We start from the raw sequence: 22,844 nt of genomic DNA on the forward strand, positions 1-22,844 counted from the left end.
CTTTACTCTTTTGTAGTCCCACTCCGTTTACTAAAAGCCAACTCAAACAAACCCGTTGCCGATAGCCCTGCAAGCCCACCTGCCCATAATCTAAGAACAAGCTCCAACTCAGTAAACGGTTGAGCAGCTGCACCAATCAACAAGCCGATTACTAAACCAATCATGGGCAGTATGTTTTTAGGTACGTTAACAGTAGTCTTCACAAATTGTACTCCAGCAAACACAAATGCTGCTAAAACAGATGCAAAAGCTAGAACATTATTCAGTGCTTCATTATTCATAACTAATTCCCCCTTATTCTGTTGGCATCCCCGCAGCGCGTCTCAGATGATCGGCCGTACTTTTAAAATAATCCATTCCAGACTTGTCTCCCTTACGATGAGAAATGAACCATCCTGGAGAGAGCCATCTAAAAATAAGCTCCTGAGCATTACTTTTATACAACTGTTTAAAAGGTGCTGCTGACCCAGGTTGCAACGGGTTACATGATGCCAATCTTAGGTTATCAGCTAGGTTGTGCAAATGAGTTGTTTCTACTTGATTACCTGCTTGTCGAGCTACAAACCAAGCAGGAGATACATAATCATCAATTAGACGTTGAGCTACACTAGCCGGTAACTGTACAACAGCAGGTGTATTGATTACAACTGGCTGCTCTTTCACCTCAGCTACCACATCATACAGGAGATTCTTAAGTGTTTTACCAATTGTAGCTAATGCCTGATCAATATCACTTTTACGTGCAGGGTCTAGTTGCTTATGACTTGGGATGTGCGTCAGTGGGTTAAGTCCCCACTTGTCACAGCAATAGGCCATATACCACACTAAGCGCTTGTACGACTCAAGGGTGTTTATCTTACCTCCATAGCATAGCTCCACACCTAATGCGATATCATTAGCATCATCTCCATAAAGCTTATTGTCAGTTGTAACACTATATAGGACATGCCAAGCCTTTTCTGCTGGATCTGGCCCCGTACCTGTTGGGATGATCTCTAATATCTTTTTATCGTCAATGAATGTCTGAGCCGAGGCTGAGCGGTCTTTAAGATTTTGAAAATAAGTAAAGTGGTTATCCGCCGTTGCCCCTGGATTGCCTGTATCATGAGCAACTAAAAAACCCGGCGTTCCCGATGTTAAACGGGTGCCGGGTCGTACATTTTGACGCTTATTGATATAACGCCGTTCAATCGGGTATTTATCTTTAATCACTTAGTTCCCTCCCATTCTGATAGCCACCACAATGGCTCCTATAATCACTGTAATGATTGCCCCACCAACAGTCCTCCAAAGCCAACGCTGTGCGTCCTCAATCCTGTCTAGCCTATGATGTGCTGATTTAGTAGATTGCATAGCCTCTCGTGCTAAGTCACGTGTAGCTTCAATTGTCGATGCCAATGTCGGTACTACCTCAAGCGTTTTTTCAATTCTGGCCAACTGAATTTGGATTTCTACTAATTTATCCTCGGTCCCCATAACTCCGCCACCTCCCGACATCATCGTTCCCCCCTCAATATAAATAGCCCCCGGGGATCCGAGGGCAAAATAAAAACGATTACTATGTGGCGTGTTGTCACAAAATTGCTGCGTAGTATGGTTCTGTTCCCAATCAATATATTTGCGATAACAATTCTTTGTGAAGTAACTCATATGTTAAAAACACTTATTATAGTTCTTCGGTGTCAGCGCAGTAACACAGTTTCCCGACCGCTAATGCTCCCTTTGCCATTAGTTGTGCTTTGATACACCGCATGAGCTTTATCTTATTTTCCATAGTGCTACTCCTTTAAAATGTACCGCCGTAAATAATAGCTGTCTGAGCTTCAATAACTTGAGCTGTTCACTGTGGAGTCATATACTTAACCGCACTGATTCCGTACATTAAAGAGTTATAGGACGCTTTTAACCGCCTTAGTTATAATTAGTTGTAAGCTAACTTACCTTGTATCCAGCAATCATTGTAACCGCCGCCCATTGTGTAGTATGTTCTGTACGCCAGAATAACACGGTTGTCGAGATTGAAGGGTTTTGAGAAGGTTCCGTTCACTCCGATATCTGTCGTTCCCCACCATCCACCGTATTCATTATTACCTCCACCGTACACGGAAGTTATCTGACGGTTCACTCTATCAATAAACATACCGTGGTGAGTCATTGTATAGGTAGTTCCAGAATCTAATTCTTTATACCCTGTTAAGAATAGCTCATTACCGTGGATGTCTATTAGAACTAGTCCGGCTCCTTGTGATACCCCGTTACGCGCGGAGATAATTACCTGCAATATACCCGCAAAAGAAATATTGGTGAATCCTGCATTTACTCTGAGCAGCTCTGTAGTCTGATACGACTCTAGTCCAAAACGCGCACTGATTGCAAAAGATCCTCCGAAGTATTCTCGCATACTACCAACCAAACCGCCTATGTCAACTCCTGATCTTACGTTATTAGAGGTTAGTCCAGGAACTGGATAAGTTACCCATGATTCCCCGTTGTACCAGCCTGCGGGCGGACGAATAAAGAACCTGTCTCCTGACCAGACGGTTACAGCTGTACCAGGCATGTGTTGGTTGCGTACTGAGTTATTCGGTATACTGCCAGCCACCCCATAAATGTTATTACCTTCAAGGATTCTGTCCGGTCTAAATTCAGGGTCGGCAGCTTGAAGCTGAGCCGTTGTTACTTTTAACTCTCCGGCACCGGCACCGCCTTTGCGATACCCTTCGCGCGGATAGACGGCCAGGTCACCGTTACTCCATTGACCCACGCCTATGGCGGGATCTGCTGCGCTGGTTATGTGTGGCATTATCCCCGTAAACTCCCCATTATCGTTTGTAAAACTGTAGGGTGCTAGAACATGCGCGGGCAGCGCAGTACCATTGCCCCCCGCGCTATCTGCTAAAAAATCCGATCCTACCTTGCGGAAGGAATAAGGCTTGCCTGCCAGTAGTCTCCCCACAGCGTAAGCATTACCGCGCTGATCTTTTAGTGCTACCGCACCCAAACCGTTCACATTCAGAGAGGTGGTATTGGTGGTATTCGTTACATGGGGAATAATCGTGATGCCGAAGCCTTCATAATAGCCGGTGGGGCCGGGGATCAAGGATGCACTGTAAGCCGCACCAGTTCCTCCGGTTGGCGCATAACCCGGCTGCCGAATATAATTAGCGTTGACCTCAGATAAGGCTGCTTCAAGGGCAAGTATGCCCTCCTCAACGTTATTTAATGGGTCCGCCGATATTGGCGTCCCTGCCTCAATAACAGTTCCCTCTGCAGGGACCAGGGTAACTGTTCCGTCTGAATTAGTTTCAATTACATAAGTCCGCGGATTTTCTACTTCGCGATTTTCCCAAACAGTCCGGTTATAAGCCATACCTTCCCTCCTTTACATTGAGCTGTAATATTTCCATAAAGCGTTTAAATTGGATTCCCATCTGTTCAACTCCAGATAGCTGAAGGCTTGATCTGCTGTCCAGGGCAGTTCTCTTGAACGCCATCCCGTAGGCGTGAAGGGTTGTCTTAATGCTTCCAAGTTGGATTCCACCCTCACAAATTCTTCCTTGAAGGGTACCCACCATATATTCCGGGAATAGATGCCTCCCTCGATGGCGACCAGAACCCCCTTAGACTCCATCAAATCATGTACGGCCTTTACATTGGATTCTATTTTGCTCAGATCGGCGTGATTAAAGTAGTCTTGCGCCGTCCAATTAAGCTTTGGTGTCGTCCACGCCAATATGCAGCCCCCTTACTTGTATTTAGAAATCAAGATTTCTGCCGAAGCAAACTCACCTCCGAGATACCCATAAACCCCGTAAGGTGTGAATGTCGCATTTATTGCACCCATCTGCTTAGTATTGCCGTCCGATAATACGCCCCTGACGGCTACAATAAAGGTGTTTTCTTTCGTCCATGTGCTATCTGGATAATTCATATTGAAATCAGTCACGTTTACAATATCTGCCTGGACTATTTTGATAGCAGGAATACGGTATTGCCCCTGTTCCCAAGCTGAACCATCCTTCCCTCGTATGCGGAACATGGTTTTCCATTTTTGCCACGTGTGAGCTAAACCCTGGGGTCGCTTTTTCAACTCCCAATCGGTTGTGTCTTCTTCAAGCCCTGCTGTTCCAGAACCCGGATTAAACGAACCGTTATCATAATAATCTATGGCGGATACCATCCCCCAATAAAAGCTATTTCTAGCTCTGGCATCACTATCAAACAAACCATGATAAGCGTTCCATAACGTTCCGTTGTAAGCATAAACATACTCAGTTGGAGCTTGTCCGGGAACATCACTGCCCCCTTGAAACTTTCCAAGAGATAGGCGTTTGTATGGGAACACGCCGTTCCCATCAATCTCAAAGCCCGCTCCCCCGATAGTCATACCACCGTAACTGTCGATCATGAAGGCGTTGGTCCAGCCAAGGAAGATGCCGAACTCCGTCCATTTGCCATCAATCATCTGACCGATCTCTTCGGTTACCAGATCCCGCATGGGGTCACCTTGGCCAAAAGCGTTCTTACCGTTTGCCTTCCAAACGTTAATCCCTTGGTTAATATAATCGCCAAAGCTTTCCTCGCCCGGGTATGTCCCACCGCCCTGCATCTGGATGCCAAAGGAGAAGTTATTTAAATCCTTCCGCTTAAATCTTTTCGCATCATGGTCATAACGAGCATTGATGAACATCCAAACCTCCGTATAAGGAAGATCCCCGCGCATCCCCTCGATCACAGTGATATTGTAAGGCGTATGCTTTTCATTGGAGTTCCGGGGAAACAGGGAAACTGTGCCCTCGGCTTGGACAGTAGCTTTTTGATTGCCTTTATTCGTGGATTGTTTGATGTCCCAGGCCAGATTAAACCCCTCCTCTCGTCTCCGACTTGCCTCCTAGGTACCCCTGGAAACTGTACTCTTGCTTGGTGATGCGTGACTGCTTTTTGTTACCGAAGCTATCCTCAATCAGTACAATATCTCCACACTCCAGCGCGGGGTTTTGCCGCCAGTTGACAGCATAAACAGCCCGCGCCGAAAGTTCGGCCGCAAGCCAGTTCCCTACTTCAAGCGCCTGCTCCGGCGAATTGATTAACGGATTTTCCACCAGAAGAGTCTTCCCCTCTTTGACAGCCGTATTAGATAGTCTGTACACCGTGGTAGCAGTTGCAAGGGTTTTCCCGGAGATCGCTATGGTAACAGTGCCATCAGCGACAATAACCATCTCTACGCCCACATCATACGTTTTGGAGACGGTATATGAGATGGCCCCGGTAATGTTGATTTGTGCGGAAGCTGAAATGATCGGCGTCTGATACTCGAAGAATACCGTGGTGCTACCTGATATCATCACCGAAGTGTTCAGCACCTGGTCGAACGTGTCTTCCAGATAATTGAACACTGTCATGTCTATGTTCTTCACTGCGTCTTCCAACTTAATTTGTGGCTCCTTATATGCGTTATCAAAATCGATCATTTTCATCTGATACCCTCCGTCAGCATACATATGCGTGCCGGTGCCCGTTATCATGTCCGGCTCGCCTGTGTAGTTGAGGAAGGTTGTCCGGGCGTCAACCTCTGCAAATCTACGGATCATGGGCACCCCGGTAGCCCTGTCTTGGTATATAGCCGCTTTAGCCGCGATGCCGATACACTGCAAAGCCTTTCTGGAACTGATTTTCGACTTGAACCCCTGGGTCGGTATGGACTGCAGCCCTGCGTCGATAACACACGAGGTAATCCCAGCCTTCTGAAAGATATCCTCCGCGAGAGCATACAGGTTAGTGTCTGCTATACTCACGTAGTCAATCGTTTCAAGTGCATCAAGAAAATCCCGGGCCGTAAAGGTAGTAGTCAGGGTACCTTCATCACTCTTCCAATCCGTCAGATAATACTTGGTGATGTGGACAAACTCAAACGATCCCTGCACGATCTCCAGGCCGATTGATAGGCTCACTTCCTGATTTTTCTCAAGGAATTTGTAATACCCCTGAGGATTCAAAATATTGAACGCCTTATCGGAATTGTCTACTACAAAACGGATCTCGTTGGAAGGAAGGGTATCTCCGACAACATTCATCTCCTCCAGCAAGTTTACGCTTATAAGCTTGTTGCCGTCATAGGTTTGTATGACGCCAAAATCCACTTCGGTTACGCGCACCCTGCGGCTCCCCCTCGACCACTTCGATATGGTCAACTCCAGATGTTGGTACCCACTCACAGGCGTAGCAGAGACGTAATACGCCGTGGTATTGCCGACCACCTCCAAAGTGTTAATCACCTCAGCAGTAGCAGACAAAAAAGTGATCTTAAAGTTTGACGGGTGCTCTCCTGTAAGGGTATCGAATGTAATGGCGACTCCCAATGTTTCAATTGGGCTGGCGAAATCAATCGTCAGCGTCTGCTCCGTTGGAAACGTGCCATCATCATTACAAATCGCATCACTCCACCATCCCAGCTCACTCGACAAGTTTTCATTAGTCCTGGGGAGAATATGAAAGCTACCATCTAGCAGCCAATATTCAGGCTCAAAGGTTCCGTACTTTTTTGACATCTTCCTCACCTTATTAACGACCTGTGTTTGTCTGCTTTGTGGTGCGCTAGAAGATACCGATATTTTGGATACTTCCTCGTAAGCCTCGTTGTTTAAAATTTGGAATTCAATCTGGGCAGAGGTCTTTCGGGAAGCAGCGTATACCGCTTTCTTATATTGCCTGGATACATCAATCACGTACCTCCCTACCTTTCTATGATACTGAAGGAAACCTCGCTGTACTGAACCACCCCGTTTGTATAAAACAAAGCCGGCGCTGTTCGATCACCCGCATAAAAGGTTCCCGTCTTCCTACCGGCTTGCGGATCTTGGTATTCGACCTCAAAAAATACAGCAGAGACCAAAGTCAAAATAGTTGCGAACTGCGCTTGCGTCAGCATCTTCCAGCCAAGATCAATCTTCCTTTTAGTAGCGATACGCTCCAAGAGCAACAATCCGTTCACGTTACGTTCTCCTTTGGAAAGATCCTGAATTGAAACTTTGTAGGTAGTTGTACTTGGCAGGGTGGTTCCGTTTATGGATATCATGTTACTCCTCTCCCTTAGGTAGTTGTGATGTTACGGATAATCGACGTACCGGTACGCTGTTGTTCCTTGGTCAGTAATGGAGCCAGCAGCCGGGCAAGCACAGTGCCGTCCATCTGCATTACAATTTCTTGATTCTCCTGCACTCGATCCCCCTGACCACCTGTGTTATTAAGGGCCATCGCTGCCATGACCGCACTACCTAAGGCGCTCGCTAAAGTATCTACAAATGCTGTGTTTTTTAACGGTACAACAGCTTCTGGCCCTGCCTCCCCAATTTGAGCAAGGGTCGGAGTAGATACGATACCTCCCTTAGCTAAACGAGGAATACGGTCCAGGTTAATGCCAAAGCTGCCCCCACCAACTTTCTTACCGAAGACATCAATTTCTGGGATATCTATACTGATACTATTTAGGGCATCTATCACGACATTAATGGCATCAATAATCATGTTCAGAGGTGTTTTGACAATACCGTACAAGCTTTCGAATACACCCTTGAAGATAGTTTTGACGCCCGTCCAAGCCTTACCCCAATTACCTGTGAACACGCCAGTAATGAAGTCAATCAGCCCATCCAGAATAGTCATGAAACCACTAAGAACATCACCCAGCCAGCCAATAATAGTCTTTACTGATTTGTACATGCTGGTAAAGGTATCAACCACAATCGGACCTAAGTACTTGACCACCGCGTCAATGATAGGTTGGATGAACCCGTTATAGATCTCTATCGCGGCTTCTGTGAGCTTAAATACTAAGTCAATTGCTTTGTCAATCAAACCCTTTAAAGTATCGTTCCAGATGTCTTTCAAGGTCTGTAAGAAAGGTTGGATGATAGGCTTCAACACTTCATCCCATAGCTTCTGGAAGGTTTTCTTTGTGTTATCCAAGAACTTACTCAACCCGTCCAGGATTTTTTTACCGTGATCATCCCACGCTGCTTTCAAGGAATCAAGTACGTCCATAACTATATCACGGATGAGGTTAAAGGTTGGCTCGAAGATAGTTTCATAGATGTCAACGATTAAGTCAACGAACCATGTAAACGCGTCAGAGGCTTCCTTAAATGCCCACACTAGTACGTCAGTAAAGATAGGAACCAGTGTTTCCATGAAAGCTTTATAGATAGGCATTATGAACTTATTAGCCATGAAATCTACAAAAGGTAGAAGTATAGAGTTAATGATTTTGTTGAACGCATTCGCAATCGGTGGAATGATTTCAAGAATGACATCCCGTAACCGTGTAAAGTTAGGAAGCAATGTATTCTGCCATAGGTCATTTGCCATATTGACAAAGTTGCTCAAGGTATCAGAGAAGATACCAATTGCATGAACTGCTGTGTCAGTGAATACAGGCGTAAACTCTTCACTCATGGTCTTAACAACAGGTAAGATAAACCCGTTTAGAAAGAAATCTGCCGCTGGAAGAATACTGCCTTGGATCAAGCTGTCCAGTGACGATGCAATACTTGGCATTGCTTCAAGCATAGCGTTCTTGACTATCTCAACGTTAGGCAGCCACGTATTAACAAACAGATCATTCATAGTCACTGCTAGGTTTGCTAGGGTTCTGTCCACAAGATCGAAAGCACCCACAAGAGCGTTAGCTATAACAGGTGCAAAGTTTTGAGTAAACCCAACTACTAAACTAGGAATGAAATCACCCAGAAGGTACGCACCCATTGGGGCAAGAGTGTTTTGCCAAATATCCACTAAGCTATCTTTCATGCCGCTTAAGGAATCTTTGATGGGGGGTATCATGTCAATGAACGGCTGTACTGCTGGAGCCATACCTGCCCATCCAGAACTTACGTCAGACCATAAGCCGCTAAACCATGATTTGGTTGTATCAATTAATGATTTTAGTTTAGCAGTATATGGGTCTGTATCGACGTCTAAAGAGCCTAAGTCTATAGCTCCCCCGAATCCTACCCCTGCTGCCATACCACTCAAATCAGCTCCACCAACGCCGCTTGCTGCGTCCCCAGCATCGCCTAGTGAGCTTGCAGTCTTATCAGCTAGGGTATTTAGTTGGTCAAAACCTGCTAAACTACCTTTGATATCATTAGCTGCTTTCTTAGCTTTCTTACCTGTATCTTTCGCAGCAGAACCAACGTCACCCACTGCTCCAGCGGTATCTTCGATGCCAGAGGATACCCCTGCCATACCTGCACCGCCGTTTTGTGAAGCATCTCCAAATAGTAACGCTGTGAAAGCTTTAAAATAAGCTGCCGCTACCTGAAGCTTGGCAATCAGCCAGTTGATCCCCTTAATAATCGGTGTCAGAATGTTAATAAATCCGGCACCCATAGAACCCTTGAAAATATTCCACTGTTCTCCCATAATCCGGATCTGATTTGCCCAGCTCTGACCGTTACGAGCAAAGTCTCCTTGAGCATCTCCAGTAACCTTCAGTAAGTATCCATACCTAAGCATTTGCTGCTCAGCTTGCGTCATGGACATCCAAGACTTAGTAATCCCCTGAGACATAGCGTAGGCTTCCATGTTAACTACAGACATGTTAACCCCTAATTGCTTCAGAGGTTCCGTCTCGCCTGCCATTCCTGAAAACACCTTGTAATAGGCATCATCTGTGGCCAGATTGTAGAAGGATGCCATATCAGCAGCCAGTTCCGTCAAATTAACGGACATTTCGGTCATGGCCTTTCCCGATATTCCGGATGATTTGAGCATGGCGCCCATGGTAGAGGCATATTTCTTGGCAGACAATTCGGAGAGCCCGAAACTATCAATGAGGTTGGATGACCAACTATTGATTTGATTTGTCATGGATCCGAAGGTCACATTAACAACGTTCTGTACTTCTTGCAGATCAGATGCCAGGTTAATGGCTTCTCGGCCAAACTTGACCAGCCCACCTACAGCAAAGGCCCCGGCGATTATCCCGCCGAGACCTTTAAAGGCACTACCTACTAAACCGTTAGCTGTCCCCGCTATGCCTCCGAGCTGGCGCTGAAAGGCACCATAATTAAGCTCTAGATCTAAATCTATGCGACCAGCACTGCTACCTGCCATTTATGCGCCACCTCCGAACATATGAGCAAGCATGGCTTCTAATCCCTTCGTTGACTGATCCAAATCTTCTGGATCAGCCATCTTCGCAGCAGCACATCGTTGACGCCACTCATTGTGGATGCGCCGCTGATCCGCGTTGAAGCCTTTAATGACTTTACGGTCTTTTTCGCTCCGAATCGTGACGATACTCCCTAGCGGCGTATCTGGCATCAGCCCTGCCACAAGGGTACAGAACTCTGACCAAGGCATATTTCCGTGTTGCCGAATTCGAATACCATATTGTTTAGCCAGACTGGCCTCGATCAGTCCCCAATCTTCCCGTAAGTCGTACCAGCTTTCGCCAGATGGACTACAATTGAAATCGGGCGGTAGCCTCTTCGTAGGACAAATCTTGCATGACGGCCATAAGACCAGATACAAGAACCTTAATATTGGCAATGCCCATCTTCTTCACACCGATTTCCTCAAATGCTTCAGCACCCAGGGTTCCCTCGATAGCTGTAAGGAGTGCTTTAACGCTTCCATTCTCAGCGATTTCTTCAAATCGCATAACGGCTTCTACGGATTTATCAACCTCGTAGACCTTACCCCCTATCTTGATAGAGCCTTTTCCCTCAACAGCAAATTTATCTGAAATATTGATTACTTTTGTCATGGTTTACGCTCCTCCGCCTGGCGCCGTTGTAAAGGTCGGCTTGCCGTCTGATAATAGTTCAAATTCCAAAGCATCGATATTGGTAGAATCTCCGCCTGCTGGAGCTGTGAGGTTGATTACACAGTCCATAGTCAATTTCGCTCCACTAGGAAGCGTCCACTCGAATTTCGTTTCTACATCTTGGCCAGTACCTAGCATCAACCCAGCAATATAATCATTACCTGGGTCACCGTAATGCCGTTTACCCGTGAAACTGATCGTCATGCCTTTACCTGTCACGGCTCGGCGTGTCCAGCCTTCCTGGTCCATTGGGGACCATTCTTCCGTATTACCATCAATAGAAATGGAGAAGTTCTCCAAGTCCTTGATTTCGATCATCTGTACGACTGTAGAAGCCCTCCCCTTAGAACCAACTTTAAAAACGTTGTTATGAACCGGAAAGACACCTGTCGTACCAGCAAACAGCTGTAAATTAGGTTTTAGCAAAACAATCCCTACCTCTCGTAATAGATCGTGACCTCGATCACGTATTCATAAATGTTGTTCTCGTCTGTCCCCACGCTGACAGGCTCCGCGGTGCGCATTTGGAAGCTAATTACCCGCTTGCCTGCAATCACCGCAGACTGTCCAAATAGCGCAGCGTAGACCTCCATGGCCTTGCGCTCCGCTGTATCTGCATTCTTTGTCCAATGAATCAAGATGGACACGGCCTTGACCGCATAGCTGGTATTAGCCAATCCGCCGATAGCCAGCACCGGAGTACCGGAATTTAAATTGTATAAAGTAATAGACTCCGCTTTGCTGCCGTCCGCTTTGCCAATGTACCAATTTGGGCAGATCACCTGCGCCTTCAACCAGTCGCGCACTTCTGCAAGAGTCATCATTTAATAAATCCTCCTGCCAATTTCTTAAGCAATGTCTTAAAGGCTTGAGTCACACCTCTAGTCTTCTTGCCTTCTGCCCACGCCCGAAGCCACTCACCTTGAGCATGCCGATTCTTGTCCTTCCGGAAACTATACTCAGGGTGCCAGTAGAGACGTCGAGCGTAAGGTGTATCATAGGTGATAGTCACCTTGCCCCGCTTTGACTTGCTCGCATCGATTGTAGCACTTCTCTCAAGTTCACCTGTCTGCTTAGGAACCACCTCAGAAGTCATGATATCGGATAGGATGCTATCCTTGGCACCTTCAATAACCTGAATCAATGCCTTCTCCGGTGCGGTCCGTAGTCGGTTCATGGCTTGATTATTCATCTTGGTTTTCACCTTAACCATTTACATCAACTCCAGTTCCGTAGAAAACACACTGCCATCTGGATTTTGCGGTCGAGAAGCGCTGAAGATGGGCCGCTCGATCTCTCCGAACCGTACCACCCCCTCTATCAACTTCCCTGGGCAAATGTCACCTTTGATGATCACTTTGCCTGACAGCGTCACCAGACGTCTCTCCTTATCCAGCTTCTGACGTATCTTCTCGTCATGACAACAAAGCCCATCGAAGATTAATTCCTCGATAGGCTCTCCATTCTCGCTAGTGTAGGTCAGATAGACCTTAACAGGCGTTTTGAGTATCCAATGCGGAAATGGAAGCTTGCCACGCATCAACATAACCTCCTACTCGTCAGCCCTGTGGCGGCTAAAAGGCTTGTCACAGCTTCCGTGGTTTGTATGCCTCCTGCTCCCTCGACCGCCTTAAATGACAGCGACACGCTGCCAGCCGAGTAGCCAGAGAGCGGAAAGTTAAGATACTCCCCATACTGAAATGTGAAGTCTGCCTGCTGACACGTTGCCTTTATAACATTGACCTGTTGAAATGGTGTAAGGCCTGTTAGACCTCGTCCCACAATGCGGTTATAGGTCAGGGCATCCACTTGATCCGATGCCCTCTCCAGTGCCTTATCCAGCTCATCAGGTGTTATCTGCCCATCACCGTAGTGTTTATAATCTTCTACCGTTGCATAGGCCATGTGATCACCTACTTGTCCGCTTTGGCGGCTTTCTTTGCCTCAGCCAGTTCCGCTTTTAACTTGGCGTTTTCAGCTTCCAATGTTTGAATGGTAGCCAAAGCCTGCTCGTGATCTTTATAAGAGATCGTCTTAGCTGGAGAAGTTTCTATCGTCTCTAACTTACCAGCAGCTTCTTCAGCAATATCGTAGCCTAGCTTCAGATAGTCATCACGCTCTGCCTCGTCGATCTTGAGTTGGGTGTTACCCTTAACTGCATACAACATTCTTACTCGCCTCCTTCTGCGTTGATTTGGATACCGTCTGCCTTACGATTGATCAAAAACAGATCAGTGTAGCGGCGGTTTTGGTACAGGTATCCGTCACCCCCTGTGTGGCTTCCTGGCTCCCACAGGTAAATAGCAGTGTGCTTGATTGGCGCCAGAACACATTGAGGATGAATCATGATCATATTGATCTGCTTCGCCCCCACACCTGGTACAGCACCGTTTGTAAAATCATAGATGGTCTTCATGCGGCTAGACGGCACCTTAATCAGTGTGACATCATCCAATTGCCGTACAGCCCGATCAATGACACCGTTATTGTTCTGCACCTGAATAACTCGTTTCATTTCCTCTGCTTGCTTGAGTAGCGTGTGGGTGGTAGGTGTTACGTAGAGGATACGACCCTCTTGAGGTACCTCTGCCTCATCCATATTTTGCATGAGCTTATCAAACACCAACAAAGCATTGGACACCGTGAGCGCCGTTGTATCTGGTGTCTTACCTAGCGCAACATAGTCCGCATAGATTTTGCTGTAGCGGTACTTATCCAGCTCTGGGATTGCCTGCTCCGCCTCAAATACTGTAGTCAGGTTAGCCGCAGAAACGATCTGATTCGTTTCGTCAACATCCATCGCATCCACGTAAAACTCCACGTCCCGGTCAAAGGTCAGTACCTTCAACTCGAAATCGTTGCTGATTCCTTGTCGGTTCCAACCTCCATTACGACTGTGGTTCTTGTATCCGGCCACATCCAAGCGCGGCACCTTAATGGTCTTGGCATTCAAAAAGGTTGCATTCTGAGTGGTTAGACCACTAGAAGTCAATTCCTTCGTATACTTCTGCTGCAACACCGTCTGAAAGCTATCTACATAGTTATAAGGCATTTGTACATCTCTCCTCGTTTAATAAAATATTTACTTGGACTCAGCCACTCCGAATATGTTGGCCAGTTGTTCATTTGATGCTGCACCGGCTCCACCTTGACCGCCTCCGCCTCCAACACGGAAACCGCCTGTACCGCCACCGGCTCCTGGCTCATCAGGTTTAAACAGGTAGGCATCAGACGTCTTGAGTCCAGTTAGCTGCTCATCCAAGCCGACCACTTTGCCGTCATCTCCGATCACCAGCTTGTCTTTATTGATCAATCCAGTAACGACTGCCTCATTGTGGACTTTACCATTTAGTGCAGCTGTAATGGCGTTCGTTAACGTCATGTCTTTTAAGTCAGCAGCGTACTTTTCAGCGGCAGTCTTGTTCTCACCCTGTAACTTTGCAATCTCAGCTTTCAGACCCTCAGAAGCATTAGCGTCCTTGCTGAGCGTTTCGAGCTGCGTATCACGGTCTGTGATGTCCTTCTCCAGCTTCTTCTTAGTGTCGGACAGCTCGTTATACTGCGACTTCGGAACAAAATGCTTCGGTAGCTCCTTGTTCACGTCACCTAGCAATGCATCAATCTTCGACTCATCAAATCCGGCTTTCTTCAACAGTTCTTTTAACCAATCCATTTATCATCAACCTCCATAGATTTATATAGCTGCTCTCCAGCTAGGGGAGTGGTCCGTGATGCTCCGGACAACGAGCAAATAGGCCACAACAGTCTCAATCGTGGCCATGATTATCTCTTCTTGCTATTTCCAATTCCAAAGATAATGATTAATGTCAGGCAAATAATAAAAGTAATCATAACACTATCAGACAAGGGTAATCACCGCCTTTCAGGCATGAAAAAAGCACCCTCGCAAATGCGTGAGTGCCAGTCAATCGAGAGCGTCAATCGCCCATTGTATGTCCATTTCCATGTCTATATCAGGATACTTATATTGTAGTTCGCGCAACAGATCAATAAATTTCTGGCTCTGTAGCCGTTCAGAAACATCCTCGAAGTAGCCGCCCATCCTATTAACTTCAGCGGGCGTACACTTCAACAACAATTCTTTCGTTGTATCAAAGTCCTGACTTAGCACCTCAACAATCTCACCCCAATATTCATCCAGAGGTGGAGATGCTCCATTTTGAGTCATCATATCAATGATCTGCAAATTTGTTGTAATTATTTCGTTGCCAGTCACTTTTCTTCATCTCCTAACAGCCTCTGCGTTTCATCAGGGAATATTGTTGTAATGCCCTTTCTTTGGGTATCGTACACGACCCCGACGGTCACGCTTCGATAATTTGCATATTTGAATATTGAAATGAGCTCACCATTAACCTTTTTCGGCTCCAATTGAAACTGATCTGGATCTTGAAGGTTTGCCACATACATACCAGCTTTCTCAATGTCCTCTGCGGTCCAACTCTTCGGAAACCAGGATTGTTTTGTGCCCGATTTCTTCAACTTGTCCTTATGGGAAGGCACATTACCAATGCGCACGCCGTTTTTATACTCTTTAACGACATTATACTCGATTCCATGCCCTATCAACAGCTGAATGTTCTCTTCCCCATGTCCGCCCTTGCTAAAATTACCTATTGCCTGTTTTTTCGGGTTCTTAGGATTAGTAAATTCACCTTTAGATGCATGTTTGATCACTTCAGTCTGAATATTAAAAGGCTTGTTCTTATTATTCAGACCGTTATCAGGTGTTTTTTGCACAGGAATCTTAAATTTCTCCCGGCTAAAGTCCCGCCGTAAGTGTTCATTTTCCTTTACATGTTCTCGGAGCTTTCCTTGCCACTCCTTCACCTTAGCAGCCGCCGCAGCCTGGTTAATTGGATCAACACTGCCAGCCTCACGACGCTTGTACTTGCGCACTTGACGCTCCATGTAACGCTGCCGCTGTTCGGCCTTGTAATTGCCTAACGCCTCCGCATCGTCCACTGGCTCCGGCATGCGGCTTTTACCAGGTATAAACGTTGTCATGTTGTGCCGGCAGTTGGGGTGAAACAAACCTGCTGTCATTGCCTTACTCAGTAGCGGATACGGAGCATCAGACGCCTTCCCGCCACTGTACACATCATCAATGTACACTTTACCCTGCCACGGCAGACACAGCTCCGAACAGTTATTATGAGCTGACACCACGACGAACGAACTACCTGCTGCACGGCGTTTAGCGCCTTCTCCCTCGAATACTGCCCGCTGGGAGGATGCACGCAAGGCCATTTCAGCATATGAGGCAATGTTCATTCGCCGTCCATTGGCAAACTGTATACAGTCAAAGCCCTTATCTACAAAATCACCTGTTGCCATGTCGATCGCTTGATTAAGAGAAGCAGCGCCGGAGTTAAGATATACCTGAGATTTGAATATGGTCTGCCGGAATACATCCTCACCTTGACGCAGAATGGCAAAGCGTGCAGCTTTTAACTCGCCTTGAGCGGCTGCTGTAAGTGCTTTGACGCGTTTCTCATTCAATTTGAAGAAATTTTCATCTGATACACCTTCAACATCCAGCTTATCTAGGGTAATCTTGCCTAGCAGCTTCTTCGCTGCACGCTTTATTCCAGCTAGAAAGCCGCCTTTAACCTCTCGTTCAATTGCAATATTGATCGTGGGTTCAGACTTTTTGACGATCTGTGTAGCCTCTTTCTTATATTGCTTAAGATCCTGCAGTTTCTTCTCTTGCCATTGATCCCATTCGAAGCCCTCTTTCATCTCCTCATTCTCATGACGGGTCAGATTTCGCTTCATGCTAGCGATCAGGTCAATCTCCATCTGTGCGAAAATGCCGCGAATGTCATATTTCTTCTTCATTCACTATCATCTTCATCATCTGGATCAGCGTCCCTGCGGATCTCTGGTTCTTCGGTGATGCCCTGTTCATCTTTCAGCCTTTGCACCTCTTCGGCCTTTTCTTCCTTAGTCCATGTGTCTCCATATAACTCCTCCACGGACCGTTCCAGACTCATGATCTGATAGGTACGAGCCTTACCGACGATTTCCACCACACTACCGAAGTCAGGAGAAGCGTACTCTCCGAAAGTTACGCTGGCTTTATACTCACCTGCTGTACGATTCTGCATCGTGTCATACACCTTCAACACCGTTTCAACCAACTCAGGGATAACTTCATTCAGTCGATCCACGATCTTGCCACGAGTGTACAGTGTGGCCTTCTCCTTCTCACGCTGAGCCTCGGCATTATCCGTCTTCTTCAGGTCAATGCCCAGGGTGCTGGGAGATATGATGCCCTGCAAGCACATATCCAAAGCGCTGCTATAACTGGCAACAAAAGCCTCATAGAGTATCTGAGGCTGCACCATGTCCATCTGCCCTTTGGAGTCCTCTGCAAGACCTGTGTTCAGCTTAATAAATTGATTATCAAATGGATTAGATCGCATAAGTTCGCCCGTTTCGGGGTTTATGGGAACCAGATCCTTCGGAATGTATTTCTGCACGCGACCAGCACGAATGGCGTCTACCCACTGACTGATCACCTCATCAAGAGCGTCGAAAGAATCAGCCTTGCTGTCAAAAATACTCTTTCCACGTCCTGGCCATTTCGTAGACTTAAACACCATAAATGGAACGGCCATGATAAAGTCACCGTCATACTCAATGTCCTTCAAATCAGCTAACTCAGGGACTAGGGATATCGGTACCTGCTTGCCATAAGCATCCAGCAACTGATAACGAATGTACTTGCGGCCAAATGTTTCTATGAGCCGATAATCCTTACTGTTAACCGTGTAATCAGAATAGAAAAGAACTTCCTGTAATCGTCCTCGGGTACGCTTATACTCCACCTGATCCCCAGAGTAAAACTCTATCAACGGATAAGCGCTGACTGTCGAGTCTACCGTGACCTTAAACGCCCCATCACCTGTTGTCAGTGCCTCCGTTACGGATCCAGCCAGAAGCCCAGGGAAGTCATTATCCTCACTTATGGCACCCCATGTGTCCGTCTCAGCTTCTGCCTTGAGGGTGATGGCATCCATATCTGCGACCACAATATCAGACAACCTATCCGCCACCATAGCAGGCAGCCCACTGTGGATCTTCCGGATACCAAGGCCATTGCTTGGAACAGCCGCCCAGAAGCGTGATTTCCCCACGCTATCCGTCATCGACTGCTTATAGAATTGATCCAGCTCGGATGGATCTCCACGATACCAAAGTCGATTCCTCAGCACATTGGTACGGTAGCTAAATGGCTCCGTGATCGTAATGACCTGGCTTTCCGGTGCCGGGTTGATCCTCAGTATTTTCATAACCATGCTCTTAAACCACCCCACTTTCTACACCCCCAGTCTCTTCTTAAATGGCTGCACGCTGTACTCGCTACTATCCAAACAGTCAACCGGATAGCTGCCGTCATCGGTTCGCACCCATTCACCCTCTATGCGCTTCTTCTCGTCCCAGGTGGCGTTTTCCAGCGCTTCTTGCCACTCTTTCAGATGGCTCATGACCTTGTAGCGGCCCTGATTGATAAGGATACTGGTAAGTCGGATCCGGTCCACGATGCCCTCTTTCTTGTATGACGGTGTCACCGTGATGAAGATCTTCCGCCGCTGTAGCTCATTGAGAAGTGCCTGACGGAACAGCTTATCCGCGGATTCCGCGAAGATATGAGCACACGCAAAAAAAGCAGGGTACATATTACCCCACTCCTCAATCCTATCGACTATTTCCTTGGCGTACCGATCATGTGTGTAGCCTGTTGACTTACCTTGCTTGTGATAATAGCCATCCAGCAGCATTACTTTGCTGTATCGAGCTGTGAAGCCCGTCAGCGTGGCCACCGTAGCATCTGTACCACCGATATCTATACCGATTGAGAACTCAATGAAACGCTCATCCTGGATAGCAGCTCGGGTAATGATTACGTCCTTGACCGTGTAACCAGTATATATCCGCCCTGTGGCTGCTGTGCGCATCCCTTTGATATCAGCCTTATACCACAAGCTGTCCTTATCGTAAGTAGCAAGAACCATACGCAGCTGCTCATCTGTGATTGACAGATTATCAAAAACGGTGAAGTGTGCGTAATTGTACCCTGGGTTACGACCTGCCTTCTTCTCCTTATCCTGAAAGTCCAGGAAATCCCGATAGAACCAATGCGCTGGCGGCTTCGGGTTAAGATCAAAGAAGAGCTGCCGTTTACTACTAGCGACTGTACGGTCGATTGCCTCCTGTACAAAGCTCTGATGGCACTCGTTTACCTCAGTGATATATACGGTACCGTAGGAGTTGCCCTTGATCCGCGCTGCGTCATTGGCCTTACCACCGCCTGCGATGATGATAACCTTCTCGCCGGTCTTGGTTTGAATGTACAGCGCATCCCGATTCTTATATTCCCCTTCACGACAGCGGCCTGCAAACAGCCATTGAAGCCCGAATCCGTTGGAGTCTATGGCGTTCATCTTAGCTGCTGCTAAGCTTACCCCTGCCACCAGATGCAGCTTATCGGGGTGCACCTCCAGGCACATGGCATATGCGATCAAGTTAATGATGTTCTTGCCTGCACGCTTGCCACCTTCTGCCACGTTCAGCCAGCTGTTACGACAAGTGGAGATATAATCCGTCTGCTTGGCTGTCAGTGGAGCATATGGAATTAACGTAGCTTCACTCATCGTCGATCACCCGCTCAGCAACAGGGTTATTAATCAGATCCGCCAATGCAGTAATCTGCGCATTTGGATTCAGGCCGTCTTTATTTGGCACCTTAGACTTCAATACGTCGATACGGGCTTTCTGTTCCTCTGTGGCCAGATCTGTCTTCAGGAGCTCATCATACTGCTTGATCATGCCTTGGAGTGTTGTCATGGCTCGGCTCTGAGCCGTCAGGAAGCTTGCTTGCTTATCCCAGGCCTGCTGTACTTCCCATTTTTTGCCTGACACATTGCCGTCCTTTTCCTCGATCAGCGTGGTCGTGCTGTCATCCCTATCTTTGACATACATGATCTGCTGGGCCCTGATGATGGCGGTGTACTGGATCATGATATTGTCCCATAAAATATCTAGCGGAGCCTGGGTCTGTAGCTGCTCCATGATGGTCAGCGACTCTGCTGGCAGATACTTACTGAACAGCCCGTGCTTCTCGGCATTCTTGTTTCTCTTCGGTGCTGATCCGCCTCTGTTGCCGGCAGCGTTCTGATTGCCAGGCGGGGCGCCTCCACGGTTAGGGTGCACCTGCTTCGGAGAGGGTGCACCCTTATCCCGATTCCAGCCATGACGCTTTTTCCACGATTTTACCGTGTTGAGAGAGACACCGTATTTTTCAGCGATTGCTTTATATTTCATACCGGTCATATAATCCTGCTCAGCTAGTTTTGATGTTTCAGCCATCCTGCATTTTCACCACCTCCGGCGTTGTGTTTGTTTTGCAAAAGAAAAAGCATCCCCAAGAGGATGCTAGCTCAGGTACATCCTAAGCTTCTTGTATTGCTTTGTAAATTGCCTTGAAGGTTTCGCTCAATGCCTCATCGCCGATATAATCTTCAGCCGCGCTTTTCTTACCATCCCAGCTCAAAGTAGTGGAGGTTATAATAGCAGTTTTTGCCTTAATAACTTCTTGCAAAATTTCTCCGGCCACTTCATAAACTTCCTTTTCCATGTTCTCTCTCAGCCTCCTTTCATAAGGATTATTATATTATACTTTCAATTTTTATCCAATGATAGATACTATACGAGAAGCAAAAAAGAGCCCTCCGCAATGGAGAGCCCGTTAATAGACATAATTATAGTGGGTAGGTTGTACGACACGTTGTACGACAGTACGTACGACAAGGATTACAAAAAGTCCTTAGAAATCTTTTCCTTGGCCCTAGAAACATACTCTTGAACAGACCGTTTTGATAGATTTAGCTTACCCGAAATCTCTAACAGCGTCAAGCCCTGCGCCATGTGAAGCAAGAAACATGTACGCTCCCGATCACTCAGCGACAAAAGTGCATCCACCAGCTTTAACCGCTCAGCCTCTCCCATTTGTTGTCCTGTTAGTTTGATATATATCTCACGTTGCCTGTACACATCCGTGATCTCAGCACCTCTGCGGCTCCCTGGGCGGCGTCCTCTACGCATCCATGTTAAGGCATACCTCATGTCTGCCAGCATCCCTGATACGGTCTCAGCCTCTTCTGCCGCTTTCGGATCCTTGAGATCCAAGGTGTCTCGGTAACGTTCCAGGCTATGGACATCTGTGGCATACTGACAGATTAGGGTTTCGATCCAAGTTGCCTTTGTGGTTGTCTTCATGATGGCTGACCCCATTTCTGTGTTATTCTCCGGATGCAGATAATAGATTGATAATCTTGCGTGCTCGAGTCAGCTCGGCTATGCTCCGGTCAAGCAGTTGTTCTGTCGTCGGCTTTTCTGCCAACTGCGGTTCAATCACTCGACGCTGCAAGCGATCGTTCTCAGCCATTAACTCATCGCGCTCTGTGATCATCCGGTTCAACTCTGCTTGAAGCCCCTCACGCTCCTCGTGTATAGCTGTAACACCAGAACGAATTACATCACGTGATTTTGTCACCTCTTCTAGCTCTACCTTCAGTTCCTGAATAGCTTGCAGGTGTTCACCGATCTTGGCATTCCCATTCACATTCCGCTGATAGGCATCGTCAAACATTTGCTTTACTTCAGCCAGTTCAGTTGTAAGTCGCTCGTTCTCCAGCACGGATTCATCCAAGGCGCACTTTACTTGATCCAATTGTGATTTATATTCTTTAATCATGTCATGTGACACGGCTTGCTGCGGCAACGTCTCCTTTTCACGAAGCAGTTGGGTTTTGTCAGGTTCAGAAGCATAGCCGGAAGCTTCGCCAAGCTGCGCAAGTATCTCTCTGGCTTTATCAGGTGTAACTCCTCGACAATCCCAGTTCTTGACCCAATTGTACAGCGTGTTGTACTTCATCCCCCAAGCCTTCTCGATGCTTGAAACCGTCTCTCCAGCTGCAATCTGCTCTAAGAATAATTTCTTAGTTAGCCCACAGCTAGGCCCCTCTTTGCTCGTCCGTTGTCCTCCCATATCCTTGTCCTCCTCATGATTTAGGTGTCTTTGATCTGTTCGTGGGTTATGTGCTACCGGCTTTTTAAAATTCACATCTCGTTTTGTTGCTGGGTACTTCTGCCGGATCTCCTCAAGCTCTTCCGGAGTTAACATGTATTCTCTCGGCTTACTGGTTCCTCTCGTACTGTATTCAACCGCTCGACTTGGTACAGGTGTATTCGCCATCCCTAAACCTCCTTTTCATTGCAGAAGTCGTACCCCACTTACGCTGCCGTTTCCTTAGTGGTGCTTCTGGGAGGATCGTGTAAACCTCACCAACCACCGTACCGTTATCGTCTGTGATAATGTCCCAGGGGATCTCTTGAAAGTAGGGATCAAATCCCATTAACATCAGCCCTCTCTATTAATCTTGCAATTGACAAAAGACGAGGCGACATTGTATGTTTATACCAATCTTTTAAGCTAGAACAGGGTAAGTAAATTAGTTTTTACTGGATCTAGTCTGGGCAGTCGAAAGGCTTAATCCGCCCGGCTTAAGGGAGGGTTGACTCATGACGATTAAAACCTCTTGGTTTGAAATCAGAGTGAGTGACCAAGTGGCGTTGGGCTTACTCACACTAATCACCACCGTCGCGAGCCTCCATTAGGAGGCTTTTTTTATAGCTCCAATTGTTGTCTGTAGCAATTCCGGTAGTGGTCCACCAGTCCTTGCGCTTTAAGCTTTGCAAACTTCACACGGCATACATGCTCCGTCTTACCCAATGCAAAGGATAAGGCACGAGCATCATCAACACCGTAAAATGTACATAGGTATTCCAAATCCTCCTGAGTGAACGGCTTGCCATGATTCGGATGAAAATCCGGATGAAACTCCATTCTACCGCTGCCATCATAAGTAATGCCGTCTAGGGCGTCATCCCTATGCGGTTGAAGATCTCCGTATACACGAGCCATAAA

The 22,844-nt window shown here is 47.0% G+C and carries 28 protein-coding genes; all 28 read right to left on the reverse strand.

Annotated features, from left to right (window positions below):
* Positions 1-2: 2 nt before the first annotated feature.
* The 28 genes from MKY14_RS21310 to MKY14_RS21445 all read right to left on the reverse strand — a co-directional run bounded on the left by MKY14_RS21310 (position 3) and on the right by MKY14_RS21445 (position 22,841).
* Entirely contained in the window at positions 3-281 is a 279-nt protein-coding gene (locus tag MKY14_RS21310; protein WP_340977256.1) for a holin, read from the reverse strand.
* Between the two features lie 13 nt (positions 282-294).
* Positions 295-1,212 (reverse strand): peptidoglycan recognition protein family protein, encoded by a 918-nt coding sequence (locus MKY14_RS21315; RefSeq protein ID WP_340977259.1) that lies wholly within the window; start codon positions 1,210-1,212, stop codon positions 295-297.
* The gene (locus tag MKY14_RS21320; protein WP_340977260.1) at positions 1,213-1,500 is read right to left on the reverse strand and encodes a hemolysin XhlA family protein; all 288 of its coding nucleotides are present in this window, start codon (positions 1,498-1,500) and stop codon (positions 1,213-1,215) included.
* Between the two features lie 421 nt (positions 1,501-1,921).
* A complete protein-coding gene (locus MKY14_RS21325) occupies positions 1,922-3,370 on the reverse strand; it encodes a hypothetical protein (protein WP_340977262.1) in 1,449 nt (482 codons plus the stop codon).
* A gap of 12 nt (positions 3,371-3,382) precedes the next feature.
* Complete coding sequence (locus MKY14_RS21330; RefSeq protein WP_340892514.1) at positions 3,383-3,733, reverse strand: hypothetical protein; 351 nt, start codon at positions 3,731-3,733, stop codon at positions 3,383-3,385.
* A gap of 12 nt (positions 3,734-3,745) precedes the next feature.
* On the reverse strand, positions 3,746-4,690 hold the full coding sequence (locus tag MKY14_RS21335; protein WP_340977264.1) for a hypothetical protein: 945 nt from the start codon (positions 4,688-4,690) through the stop codon (positions 3,746-3,748).
* A gap of 169 nt (positions 4,691-4,859) precedes the next feature.
* A complete protein-coding gene (locus MKY14_RS21340; protein ID WP_340977266.1) occupies positions 4,860-6,725 on the reverse strand; it encodes a hypothetical protein in 1,866 nt (621 codons plus the stop codon).
* Between the two features lie 8 nt (positions 6,726-6,733).
* Positions 6,734-7,075, reverse strand: a complete 342-nt coding sequence (locus MKY14_RS21345; RefSeq protein ID WP_340977268.1) for a DUF6711 family protein — start codon at positions 7,073-7,075, stop codon at positions 6,734-6,736.
* A gap of 14 nt (positions 7,076-7,089) precedes the next feature.
* The gene (locus MKY14_RS21350; RefSeq protein ID WP_340977269.1) at positions 7,090-10,113 is read right to left on the reverse strand and encodes a hypothetical protein; all 3,024 of its coding nucleotides are present in this window, start codon (positions 10,111-10,113) and stop codon (positions 7,090-7,092) included.
* Positions 10,114-10,551 (reverse strand): Gp15 family bacteriophage protein, encoded by a 438-nt coding sequence (locus MKY14_RS21355; protein ID WP_340977270.1) that lies wholly within the window; start codon positions 10,549-10,551, stop codon positions 10,114-10,116.
* Positions 10,463-10,768 carry a hypothetical protein gene (locus MKY14_RS21360; RefSeq protein ID WP_340977271.1) on the reverse strand — a complete coding sequence of 102 codons (306 nt, stop codon included), beginning with the start codon at positions 10,766-10,768 and terminating at the stop codon, positions 10,463-10,465. The genes MKY14_RS21355 and MKY14_RS21360 overlap by 89 nt, the downstream gene beginning before the upstream one ends.
* Positions 10,769-10,771: 3 nt before the next feature.
* Positions 10,772-11,254 (reverse strand): phage tail tube protein, encoded by a 483-nt coding sequence (locus MKY14_RS21365; RefSeq protein ID WP_340977273.1) that lies wholly within the window; start codon positions 11,252-11,254, stop codon positions 10,772-10,774.
* Positions 11,255-11,262: 8 nt separating this feature from the next.
* Positions 11,263-11,652: a phage tail terminator protein gene (locus MKY14_RS21370; RefSeq protein WP_340977274.1), complete on the reverse strand. Its 390-nt coding sequence runs from the start codon at positions 11,650-11,652 to the stop codon at positions 11,263-11,265.
* Positions 11,649-12,041, reverse strand: coding sequence for a hypothetical protein (locus MKY14_RS21375; RefSeq protein ID WP_076214217.1), 393 nt, complete (start codon positions 12,039-12,041; stop codon positions 11,649-11,651). The genes MKY14_RS21370 and MKY14_RS21375 overlap by 4 nt, the downstream gene beginning before the upstream one ends.
* Positions 12,042-12,374: a hypothetical protein gene (locus MKY14_RS21380; protein WP_340977275.1), complete on the reverse strand. Its 333-nt coding sequence runs from the start codon at positions 12,372-12,374 to the stop codon at positions 12,042-12,044.
* Entirely contained in the window at positions 12,368-12,733 is a 366-nt protein-coding gene (locus MKY14_RS21385; protein ID WP_340977277.1) for a hypothetical protein, read from the reverse strand. Before MKY14_RS21385 ends, MKY14_RS21380 begins: the two co-directional genes overlap by 7 nt.
* An 8-nt stretch (positions 12,734-12,741) precedes the next feature.
* Complete coding sequence (locus tag MKY14_RS21390) at positions 12,742-12,996, reverse strand: hypothetical protein (RefSeq protein ID WP_280753507.1); 255 nt, start codon at positions 12,994-12,996, stop codon at positions 12,742-12,744.
* A gap of 2 nt (positions 12,997-12,998) precedes the next feature.
* Positions 12,999-13,880 carry a capsid protein gene (locus MKY14_RS21395; protein WP_340977278.1) on the reverse strand — a complete coding sequence of 294 codons (882 nt, stop codon included), beginning with the start codon at positions 13,878-13,880 and terminating at the stop codon, positions 12,999-13,001.
* A 30-nt stretch (positions 13,881-13,910) separates the two neighbouring features.
* Positions 13,911-14,501, reverse strand: a complete 591-nt coding sequence (locus MKY14_RS21400; protein WP_340977280.1) for a phage scaffolding protein — start codon at positions 14,499-14,501, stop codon at positions 13,911-13,913.
* 252 nt (positions 14,502-14,753) lie between these two features.
* Entirely contained in the window at positions 14,754-15,065 is a 312-nt protein-coding gene (locus MKY14_RS21405) for a hypothetical protein (RefSeq protein ID WP_340977281.1), read from the reverse strand.
* Complete coding sequence (locus tag MKY14_RS21410; RefSeq protein ID WP_340977283.1) at positions 15,062-16,690, reverse strand: phage minor capsid protein; 1,629 nt, start codon at positions 16,688-16,690, stop codon at positions 15,062-15,064. The genes MKY14_RS21405 and MKY14_RS21410 overlap by 4 nt, the downstream gene beginning before the upstream one ends.
* Positions 16,687-18,171, reverse strand: a complete 1,485-nt coding sequence (locus MKY14_RS21415; RefSeq protein ID WP_340977284.1) for a capsid protein — start codon at positions 18,169-18,171, stop codon at positions 16,687-16,689. Before MKY14_RS21415 ends, MKY14_RS21410 begins: the two co-directional genes overlap by 4 nt.
* Before the next feature lie 3 nt (positions 18,172-18,174).
* Positions 18,175-19,509 (reverse strand): phage terminase large subunit, encoded by a 1,335-nt coding sequence (locus MKY14_RS21420; RefSeq protein WP_340977285.1) that lies wholly within the window; start codon positions 19,507-19,509, stop codon positions 18,175-18,177.
* Entirely contained in the window at positions 19,502-20,224 is a 723-nt protein-coding gene (gene terS, locus MKY14_RS21425; RefSeq protein ID WP_340977288.1) for a phage terminase small subunit, read from the reverse strand. Before terS ends, MKY14_RS21420 begins: the two co-directional genes overlap by 8 nt.
* Before the next feature lie 82 nt (positions 20,225-20,306).
* Positions 20,307-20,492: a hypothetical protein gene (locus MKY14_RS21430; protein ID WP_340977289.1), complete on the reverse strand. Its 186-nt coding sequence runs from the start codon at positions 20,490-20,492 to the stop codon at positions 20,307-20,309.
* 176 nt (positions 20,493-20,668) lie between these two features.
* Entirely contained in the window at positions 20,669-21,133 is a 465-nt protein-coding gene (locus MKY14_RS21435) for a sigma-70 family RNA polymerase sigma factor (protein ID WP_340977290.1), read from the reverse strand.
* Between the two features lie 22 nt (positions 21,134-21,155).
* Entirely contained in the window at positions 21,156-22,112 is a 957-nt protein-coding gene (locus MKY14_RS21440) for a hypothetical protein (protein ID WP_340977291.1), read from the reverse strand.
* Between the two features lie 432 nt (positions 22,113-22,544).
* Positions 22,545-22,841, reverse strand: a complete 297-nt coding sequence (locus MKY14_RS21445) for a DNA-entry nuclease (RefSeq protein ID WP_340977292.1) — start codon at positions 22,839-22,841, stop codon at positions 22,545-22,547.
* Positions 22,842-22,844: the final 3 nt, after the last annotated feature.

Origin of the sequence: Paenibacillus sp. FSL R5-0887, assembly GCF_038002305.1 — a bacterium.
Classification (GTDB): Bacteria; Bacillota; Bacilli; order Paenibacillales; family Paenibacillaceae; genus Paenibacillus_AQ; species Paenibacillus_AQ odorifer.

Excerpts from the sequence above, each read along its gene's own strand:
- MKY14_RS21310 (WP_340977256.1), bottom strand. The coding sequence starts at position 281 with ATGAATAATGAAGCACTGAATAATGTTCTAGCTTTTGCATCTGTTTTA.
- MKY14_RS21320 (WP_340977260.1), bottom strand. The coding sequence starts at position 1,500 with ATGATGTCGGGAGGTGGCGGAGTTATGGGGACCGAGGATAAATTAGTA.
- MKY14_RS21325 (WP_340977262.1), bottom strand. The coding sequence starts at position 3,370 with ATGGCTTATAACCGGACTGTTTGGGAAAATCGCGAAGTAGAAAATCCG.
- MKY14_RS21335 (WP_340977264.1), bottom strand. The coding sequence starts at position 4,690 with ATGTTCATCAATGCTCGTTATGACCATGATGCGAAAAGATTTAAGCGG.
- MKY14_RS21345 (WP_340977268.1), bottom strand. The coding sequence starts at position 7,075 with ATGATATCCATAAACGGAACCACCCTGCCAAGTACAACTACCTACAAA.
- MKY14_RS21350 (WP_340977269.1), bottom strand. The coding sequence starts at position 10,113 with ATGGCAGGTAGCAGTGCTGGTCGCATAGATTTAGATCTAGAGCTTAAT.
- MKY14_RS21360 (WP_340977271.1), bottom strand. The coding sequence starts at position 10,768 with ATGACAAAAGTAATCAATATTTCAGATAAATTTGCTGTTGAGGGAAAA.
- MKY14_RS21370 (WP_340977274.1), bottom strand. The coding sequence starts at position 11,652 with ATGATGACTCTTGCAGAAGTGCGCGACTGGTTGAAGGCGCAGGTGATC.
- MKY14_RS21375 (WP_076214217.1), bottom strand. The coding sequence starts at position 12,041 with ATGGTTAAGGTGAAAACCAAGATGAATAATCAAGCCATGAACCGACTA.
- MKY14_RS21380 (WP_340977275.1), bottom strand. The coding sequence starts at position 12,374 with ATGTTGATGCGTGGCAAGCTTCCATTTCCGCATTGGATACTCAAAACG.
- MKY14_RS21385 (WP_340977277.1), bottom strand. The coding sequence starts at position 12,733 with ATGGCCTATGCAACGGTAGAAGATTATAAACACTACGGTGATGGGCAG.
- MKY14_RS21390 (WP_280753507.1), bottom strand. The coding sequence starts at position 12,996 with ATGTTGTATGCAGTTAAGGGTAACACCCAACTCAAGATCGACGAGGCA.
- MKY14_RS21395 (WP_340977278.1), bottom strand. The coding sequence starts at position 13,880 with ATGCCTTATAACTATGTAGATAGCTTTCAGACGGTGTTGCAGCAGAAG.
- MKY14_RS21400 (WP_340977280.1), bottom strand. The coding sequence starts at position 14,501 with ATGGATTGGTTAAAAGAACTGTTGAAGAAAGCCGGATTTGATGAGTCG.
- MKY14_RS21410 (WP_340977283.1), bottom strand. The coding sequence starts at position 16,690 with ATGAAGAAGAAATATGACATTCGCGGCATTTTCGCACAGATGGAGATT.
- MKY14_RS21420 (WP_340977285.1), bottom strand. The coding sequence starts at position 19,509 with ATGAGTGAAGCTACGTTAATTCCATATGCTCCACTGACAGCCAAGCAG.
- terS (WP_340977288.1), bottom strand. The coding sequence starts at position 20,224 with ATGGCTGAAACATCAAAACTAGCTGAGCAGGATTATATGACCGGTATG.
- MKY14_RS21430 (WP_340977289.1), bottom strand. The coding sequence starts at position 20,492 with ATGGAAAAGGAAGTTTATGAAGTGGCCGGAGAAATTTTGCAAGAAGTT.
- MKY14_RS21435 (WP_340977290.1), bottom strand. The coding sequence starts at position 21,133 with ATGAAGACAACCACAAAGGCAACTTGGATCGAAACCCTAATCTGTCAG.
- MKY14_RS21440 (WP_340977291.1), bottom strand. The coding sequence starts at position 22,112 with ATGGCGAATACACCTGTACCAAGTCGAGCGGTTGAATACAGTACGAGA.
- MKY14_RS21445 (WP_340977292.1), bottom strand. The coding sequence starts at position 22,841 with ATGGCTCGTGTATACGGAGATCTTCAACCGCATAGGGATGACGCCCTA.